The organism is Siccirubricoccus deserti (assembly GCF_014283215.1).
GTDB classification, from domain to species: domain Bacteria; phylum Pseudomonadota; class Alphaproteobacteria; order Acetobacterales; family Acetobacteraceae; genus Siccirubricoccus; species Siccirubricoccus deserti.
Window position 1 is genome coordinate 1 of sequence record NZ_JACOMF010000105.1, and the last position, 8,026, is coordinate 8,026.

General features: G+C 68.7%; 4 protein-coding genes. All 4 read left to right on the top strand.

What is annotated here, in order from left to right:
• Positions 1-157 precede the first annotated feature (157 nt).
• From H7965_RS27575 to H7965_RS27590, 4 genes are read left to right on the top strand one after another with little or no spacing between them, the layout of a single operon-like run.
• A complete protein-coding gene (locus H7965_RS27575; RefSeq protein ID WP_186773743.1) occupies positions 158-859 on the top strand; it encodes a hypothetical protein in 702 nt (233 codons plus the stop codon).
• Positions 846-1,391, top strand: coding sequence for a DUF1788 domain-containing protein (locus tag H7965_RS27580; protein ID WP_186773744.1), 546 nt, complete (start codon positions 846-848; stop codon positions 1,389-1,391). Before H7965_RS27575 ends, H7965_RS27580 begins: the two co-directional genes overlap by 14 nt.
• Positions 1,392-1,397: 6 nt before the next feature.
• A complete protein-coding gene (brxC, locus tag H7965_RS27585) occupies positions 1,398-4,847 on the top strand; it encodes a BREX system P-loop protein BrxC (protein ID WP_186773745.1) in 3,450 nt (1,149 codons plus the stop codon).
• Entirely contained in the window at positions 4,844-7,999 is a 3,156-nt protein-coding gene (locus H7965_RS27590) for a BREX-1 system adenine-specific DNA-methyltransferase PglX (protein WP_186773746.1), read from the top strand. Before brxC ends, H7965_RS27590 begins: the two co-directional genes overlap by 4 nt.
• The last annotated feature ends 27 nt before the right edge of the window (positions 8,000-8,026 follow it).

An 8,026-nucleotide genomic window follows, 5' to 3' on the forward strand; every position in this document is an offset into this window, starting at 1 on the left:
AGCCCCGCGATCCGCACCTGAACCCCGGCCAATAGGACCGGCGCCGATCCCGCTCGCCCGCACAACCACGGCGCGAGCCGCGCGCCAGCCAGGGGACGCGCGTCACCGCCGCCGTGAATGATCCGGGCTAGGTGGCGGCACCCACCAGTCCAAGACCATGATGCTCAGCGACCTCTCGGCCCTGCTCGCAAGCGGCCATGGCGAGGACCCGACCGACGCCGTGCTGGCCGAGAACCTGCTAGCCAAGCCGTCCGTAAGGGCAAGGGCAGCCGCACTCGTCCGCCTCCGGGAACTCTACGGCGTGGGGAGTGATGCGCCCGTCGGCGTGGCTTTGCGGCGCCTGTGGCCGCGCGACCCGGAAGGCCGCCCGATCCTCGCCCTGCTCTGCGCCCTTGCGCGCGATCCTCTGTTGCGAGATGGCGCGGCCGCCGTACTGGACGCGCCGCTGGGAACGCAGGTCCGGTGGTCCACCATCGCGGCTGTCGTTGAGGCCCTGAACCCCGGCCGCCTGAGCGACACGACGGCAAAGTCGATGGCCCAGAACGCCGCCTCGTCATGGACCCAGGCCGGGTTCCTCAAGGGTGCCGTCCGCAAGGAGCGGGTCCGGGCCAGGGCAACGCCTGTCGCCGCCGCGTACGCCGCCCTGCTGGCCAGCCTCTGCGGCTTCGGCGGCGCCCGGCTGCTTTCGAGCCGCTGGCTCGACGTGCTCGACCGGCCCGTCGAGGACCGGCTGTCGCTGCTGCGGCAGGCGGAGGGCCTGGGGCTCGCGCGCGTGCGAAGCGCGGGCGACGTGTTGGAGATCGATGTCCGCCGCCCGCTGGCGGACGCCTTGGGGGTGCCCGGTCTTGTCCACGGTTGAGGAGTTGCTGACCGCCTTCCGCGGGCGACTCGACGTGCCATGGCGGCCAGACGAGGCCCCGGCCGGGCGCATCTGGATTCTGTGGTACGCGAAGGAGCATGAGCGGCGCGTGCGTGGCCGCCTCGGCGAGTTCCGCCTCGCCACAGAGCAGGCGGGCAAGGGCTGGCGGGAGTTCGACCTCGCGCCTCGCTTCGGCGAATGGGTGGCCTCGCAGAAGTGGTTCGAGCGCGCGGCCAAGAAGCCCAACACCCTCTCCACGGTGATCCCGCAGTTCGAGCAGCACCTCGTCGGTCAGCTTCGCGCCGAACTCGCCCAGTGCGGCCCCGACGACCTGCTGGCCCTCACGGGCGTGGCCTCGTTGTTCGGCCTGCTGCGCGCCTCCGCGCTGATCGCCCAAGTGGCCGATGCCGTGCCGGGGCGCCTCGTGGTGGCGTTCCCCGGCACCCACCAGGGCGGCATCTACCGCCTGCTCGACGCCCGCGACGGCTGGAACTACCTCGCCGTCCCCATCCCCTCAGCCGACGTGGTGTAGAACGCGATGCTCAACCGTGTGACGCTCAACCGGGAAGTCCTCGCGCGCGACCCGTCCTCGTACCGCCTCGCCGACGGCGGCGTGGCCAAGGTCTCCTTCCCGCCGGACGACGACCAGAAGGCCATCCTGCGCGAGCAGTTGCAGACCTTCGTCTGCGAGGGCGCCTATGCGGAGGGCCTGCGGCGCATCCTCGAAGCCTTCAACGGAGCGGCGGGCCGGAAGGTGGACACCCCGGCGGCCTGGGTCAGCGGCTTCTACGGCTCGGGCAAGAGCCTGCTCGCTGCCATGCTGGGCGCCCTCTGGACGAACCTCCGCTTTGACGACGGCGCGACCGCCGAGGGTCTGATCCACGACATGCCGGGCGAGGTCCGGGCCGCGCTGCGCGAGTTGCGGACGAAGGCCAAGCAGTTCGGCGGCCTCGCGGTGGGCGGCAGCACGCTCGGCCTTGGCTCGCAGCACCCGGTCAAGGCGGTGTTGGAGGTGATCTTCCGTGCTGCGGGCTTGCCGATCGGCACCGACCTCCGCCCCTCACTGGTGGCGCTCTGGCTGGCCGAGGAGGGTGTCCTTGACGCGGTGCGCACCGCCCTGGACGCCGACTTCGAGGACGCCCTCGGCGAGTTCCTGCTGGACGACCGGCTCGCGGTGGCTGCGCTGGCCGCCAAACCGTCGCTCGCGCGCGACGCCGACACGCTGATGGACCGCCTCGGCAAGCAGTTCGAGCGAGAGCCCGAGCCGACCGTCGAACTGATGGTCGAGAAGGCCCAGAAGGCGCTCACCCTGGGCGGCCGGGACATTCCGCTCACCCTCGTGATCCTCGACGAGGTGCAGCAGTTCCTGCGCCAGGACCCGGCGCTCTCGCTGACCATCCAGACGATCGCCGAGCAACTGGCCTCGAAGTTCAAGGGCCGGGTGCTGCTGGTCTGCACTGGGCAGTCGGCGCTCGGCGACGTGGCCTTCCTGTCGAGACTCCTCGGCCGGTTTCCGGTCCCCGTAGCCCTCGGCTCCGCCGACATCCAATCGGTGGTCCGCAAGACCGTCCTGCTCAAGAAAGACGCGGCGCGGCCCGCCGTGGAGGAGATGCTGGCGCTGCGCTCGGGGGAGATCGACAAGCACCTCGACGGCACGACGCTCAAGCGCACAGAGGCCGACCGTTCTCTCGCGGCCGCGGACTGGCCCATCCTCTCGACCCGCCGCAGGCTGTGGGAGAGGGTGCTGGCCGAACTGGACAAGTCCGGCCTGGGCGCGACCCTTCGCGGCCAATTGCGCCTCACCCTCGACGCGGTGAGGACGTACGGCGACCGGCCGCTCGGGGTCGCGGTCCCGGCCGACTTCCTGTTCGACACCTTCGCCGCCGAGGCGCTGTCGCGCCAACTCATCTCGCGCGACATCTACGACCGGATCGCGGCGCTGCGCGCGCAGCCCGGCGACGGCGCCATGAAGGCGCGCATCCTCGTGGTGGTTTACCTGCTCTCCCGGATCGCGGGGGACGCCCACGTCCATGGTGTGCGCGCGACGCCCGAGGTCATCGCCGACCTGCTGGTGGACGACCTCTCCGACGCGGCCTCGGTGCGGGCCAGGGTCCCCAACTTGCTCGCGGCCCTCGCGGCCGAACGCACGGTCATCGAGGTGGGCGATGGCGAGTGGCGCCTACAGACCAAGGAGAGCGCGGACTGGCTCAGCGCCTACGACAAGGCGGCGGTGGATGAGACGGGCGATCCGAGCGGCACCGCCCGGCAGCGCGCCTCGTTGCTTGAGCAGACGTTCGACGACGCCCTCACCGGGGCGGGGCAGGTGGTGCAGGGTGTGTCCAAGGTCCCGCGCCGCATCGAGCGAGTGATCGGCGACGCCAAGCCGGGCGGCGACGGCCTCACGCTCCGCCTCTGGAACGGGTGGGACCACCCGCTGCCCTCCACGCTCGCGGACATCCGGGGCGCGGATGTGCAGAAGGATGCCACGCTGCACCTCGTCGTGCCCGACCACCGCAAGGACGAGTTGCGCGACGCCATCGTGGCCTACCGCGCCGCGACCACCGCGCTCCAACGCCAGGGCGTACCGACCACGGAGGGTGGCAAGGAGGCGAAGGCGTCGATGCAGTCTCGCCTCGAACGCGCCGAGCAGGTCGCCAAGGCGATCCTCAGGGACGCCGTGGAGCGTGGACAGGTGCTGGTCGCGGGCGGCGCCGAGGTGGGCGCGGGCCTCCCGCGGGCCGATGCCGTGCGGGAGGCGGCGCAGTGCGGTCTCGACCGCCTCTACACCGAATTCGCGCAGGCCGACCACGCGGGCTGGGACCGCGTGCTGGCCAAGGCGCGGCAGAAGGTGCCGGACGCCATGCGGGAGGTCGGGCACGCGGGCGAGCCGCACGACCACCCCGTCTGCAAGGCGATTCTCCGTGCCCTCGGCGGGGGCAAGAAGGGATCGGACCTCCGCAACCTCCTCACGGGCGTGCCGTACGGCTGGCCCAGGGACGCGGTGGACGCGGCACTGGTCGTCCTCTCCAACGCCGGGCAGGTGAAGGTCACCGGCCTCGACGGCAAGCCGGTGGTGCTGGCCGACCAGAACACGAGCGCCTACGGCACTTGCACCTTCGCACCCGAGACCCGCGTGGTCACGGCTAGGGAGAAGATGGCCGTCCGCGCGCTCGGCAACCTGCTGAACCTCAAGATCGCGTCTGGCGAGGAGGGCAACTACCTGCTCTCCATCGTGGACCGCCTTGCCGCCGTCGCTGCGGAGGCGGGAGGCGATGCCCCGGCGCCCAGGGCGCCGGAGGTGCCCGGCCTGTCCGAGTTCCGGGCCAGCACGGGCAACGACCTCATGGCGGCGCTGGCTGCCCAGCACGACACACTCAAGACCCTGATCCCGGAGTGGCAGTCGTCGAAGGCCGAGATGGCGAAGCGCCTCCGGGATTGGGCGCTGGCCGGGCGGCTGGTCGCGCTCGGCGCCGAGGGTCGGAGGGCGGCGCTCGACGCCATCCTCGCCGGACGGTCGCTGCTCGCCGAACCCAACCCGCTGCCGCCGCTGGTCGCGGCCGCCGCCGACGACCTTCGTGCACGCGCCATGGCCGCCTACGCGGCGTGGCAAGCGGCCTGGGAGGCAGGCGAGGCGCGGCTGCGGGCGGACGAGTCTTGGGGCAAGATCACCCCAGAGAAGAAGCACGAACTCCGGGTGCATCACGGCCTCCTCTCGCAGGAAGCGCCGGACCTCTCCGATCCTCCACGCGTGGCCGAGAGCCTGTCGGCGCGGGGCCTCTCCGAGTGGCAGAACATGGCCTTGGCCTTGCCCGCGCGGGTTGACGCCACCCTGGACGATGCAGCGAAGGAGTTGGAGCCCAAGACCCAGACGGTGATGCTCCCGCGGCGGACGCTCCGCAACACGGCGGACCTCGACGCGTGGCTAAACGAGGTGCGCCAGCAGGTCGCGCCCCTGCTTGGCGCCGGTCCGGTGAGGCCCCTGGCATGAGCACGCTCGACCGTGCCCTCCGCAGGCGGTTGGAGACCACGATCCGCGAGGCGCGCGACGTGGCCGAGAAGGCCGCCGCCGACGCCATCAGGCGCCTCGGCGTCGCCGACGACGCGGCGCCCACCTACCTCTCCGAGGAGCAGAAGGCGTTGCGGGTACGGCTGCGGGCGCATGCTCGCACGCTCGGCGATCGCTGGGACGGGGCGCAGAAGCGCCTGCTGACCACGGTGCAGCTACAAGAAGCGGTCGCCTACGAGGCATGGCACCGGATGCTGTTCGGTCGCTTCCTCGTTGAGCGCGACCTCCTGATCCACCCCGAGATGGGCGTCGCCATCGGCCCGGACGAGCTTCGGGAACTGGCGCAGGAGGAGGGACTGCCGGACGAGTGGGCGCTCGTGGAACGGCTCGCCGCGCCCGCGCTCCCTGCGGTGTTCAGGCCGGACGACCCTCTGCTCGCCGTGCCGCTGGCACCGGAATTCGCCAAGGGCCTGCGAGCACTCGTGGTGGGACTGCCGGTGCAAGTATTCGCGGCTGAGGACTCGCTCGGCTGGACCTACCAGTTCTGGCGCGCGGCCGAGAAGGACGCGGTGAACCGGGCGGGCGGGAAGATCGGCGCGGCCGACCTTCCCGCAGTGACGCAGTTGTTCACCGAGCCCTACATGGTGAAGTTCCTGCTGCACAACACGCTCGGCGCGTGGTGGGCAGGCAAGGTGCTGGCCGGGAACCCGGACCTCGCCCGGGATGCCGCCGACGAGCAGGCGCTACGGGATGCCTGCTCGCACGGGCTTGAGGGCGTCGCTTGGGAGTTCCTGCGATTCGTGAAGGATGGTGACGGCACTGGGCCATGGCGTCCGGCGGCAGGCACCTTCCCCGGCTGGCCGCGCCCCACGGCGGAGATCACCTTTCTTGATCCGTGCGCTGGCAGTGGACACTTCCTTGTGGAGGCGTTCGGCCTGCTGGCAGCGCTGAGGCGGGCGGAGGAGGGGCTGTCGGGCGAGGAGGCCGCCCGGGCCGTGCTTCGGGACAACCTCCACGGGTTGGAGATCGACGGTCGCTGCGTCCAGATCGCCGCTTTCAACGTGGCGCTGGCAGCGTGGCGGATGGCGGGTGGACCGGTTCCTCTGCCCCAGCCGCAGATCGCATGGGTGGGGGCGCAGCCTTCGCCGCGCGTAGAGATGGCGGCGCTCGCAGGGGGGGATGCCTCCCTGCGGCAGGCACTTGAAGCGTTACACGACCAGTTCGCGCAGGCGCCGCTGCTTGGCAGCCTGCTGGAAGTGGGGGCACGCGACCTGCTGGACGCAGATTTGCGCGAGCGCGGGGAGGCAGCACTTGCACTGCTGCGAAGCGCGGAGCCAGAGCGCGCCGAGGGGGCGGTAGCGGCCCGTGGTCTGCTCGATGCGGCGGGGCTACTTGCGCGCCAATACGTATTGCTAGCGACCAATGTACCTTTTCTCGGGCGCGGTCGGCAGCACCCGACCCTGGCGGACTTCATCTCGTCACGCATGCCAGATGCAAAAGCGGACCTAGCTACGGCGATGGTCCAGCGAATGCGACGCTTGGCGACTGCGCACGGAGCAGTTGCAAGTGTGACACCGCAGAATTGGCTGTTCATCAGCGCTTACAAAGCGTTTCGAGAGGGTCTGCTAGGCAGAGCCAGCCTTTCCATTGTGGCCGGGATCGGGCCGCGGGGCTTCGAGACCATCAGCGGCGAGGTGGTGAACACCGCACTTGTGATCTTTCGTAACTCGGTGCCGGACGCAGGCACGGTGTTCGTCGGGGTGGACGCGAACAAGGCAAGGGATGTCCAGCAGAAGGCAGAAGTGCTGCACGCAGCCAAAATTCATGTCCAGCGTCAGGCAGCACAGAAAGCCAATCCTGATTTACGGATAGCCATCCAAGAGGTCGCGGGCGGAACTCTGCTGAGCAAGTACGCCCAATCCTTCTGGGGCCAAGGCACAGGTGACACTCAGAGGTTTTATCGATCGTACTGGGAGGTAGGCTTCCTTGGGAAAAAATGGGCATACGTCCAAAGCAGTGTTGACGAAACGCAGGTTTACGGGGGTTGCTCGCAATGTGTTCTGTGGGAGAACGGCCAGGGCACCCTAGATAATCTTGCGAAGGAGTTGCGCCTGATAGAGGGGCATAGCGGAATTCGGCCAACACGGGGCTCTGAGGCTTGGCGCAAATTCGGCGTCGCAGCCTCTCTGATGAACAAACTTCCTGTTTCAATTTACCACGGGCATATTTTCGACGCCAATGCGGCAGCAATTATACCGAACAATCCCGATGATCTAGGTGCCATCTGGTGTTTTTGTTCGTCTAACGAGTTTCACGATGCTGTCCGCGCCATCGACAAGAAAATGAATGTGATGAATCACACACTGCTCAAGGTGCCGTTTGATTTTGAATACTGGAAGTCTATTGCAGACGAGCGCTACCCCGACGGGGTACCCGAGCCATATTCCGATGAACCTACGCAGTGGCTGTTCCACGGCCACCCTGCTCATACCATCCCTGGCACCGAGCTTCATGTCGCACTCGCCCGGCTAGCAGGCTTTCGCTGGCCCGCTGAGATCGACACAGACATGCGCCTAGCGCCGCTGGCCCGCGAGCGCGCCACTGCTGCGGCCGCACTTGCGGGTGCTGACGCCAATGGGTTGCTGACACTGCATGGCGCGGGAACGGACAAACCGCTCGCCGACCAACTCCGTGACCTACTCGCCTGCGCATACGATGAGGCTTGGTCGAACACCCGGGAACTGGCGCTGATCCGCGCTGCTGACGCCCTACTGGACAAGAAGGAGTTCAAGGACGCAACTCTCGAAGGCTGGCTGCGCGACCGAGCTTTCCGCCAACACTGTGTCCTGTTCTACCAACGCCCGTTCCTTTGGCAGGTATGGGACGGTGGGAAGGGCGGTTTTTCGGCCTTCCTCCACTATCATCGCCTGAATCGGGCTGCTCTGGAAAAGCTGACGTACACCCTGCTTGGCGACTGGACGGCGCGGATGAAGGCGGAAGGGCGGGCGGCCGAGGAGGGTTGGGCGCTGCAACTGGGTCTATCGGGAAGTTTGTGTTTGGGACGGTACGATGCTGCTGAAGGAGCCATCGCATGCCGCGACGCAAACAGCCTACCATCCCGGATGAGTTGCTAGACCAACTCCTGGCTGGGTCGGATCCCC

Coding starts and splice junctions, on each gene's coding strand:
- H7965_RS27575 (WP_186773743.1), top strand. CDS start 158: ATGATGCTCAGCGACCTCTCGGCCCTGCTCGCAAGCGGCCATGGCGAG.
- brxC (WP_186773745.1), top strand. CDS start 1,398: ATGCTCAACCGTGTGACGCTCAACCGGGAAGTCCTCGCGCGCGACCCG.
- H7965_RS27590 (WP_186773746.1), top strand. CDS start 4,844: ATGAGCACGCTCGACCGTGCCCTCCGCAGGCGGTTGGAGACCACGATC.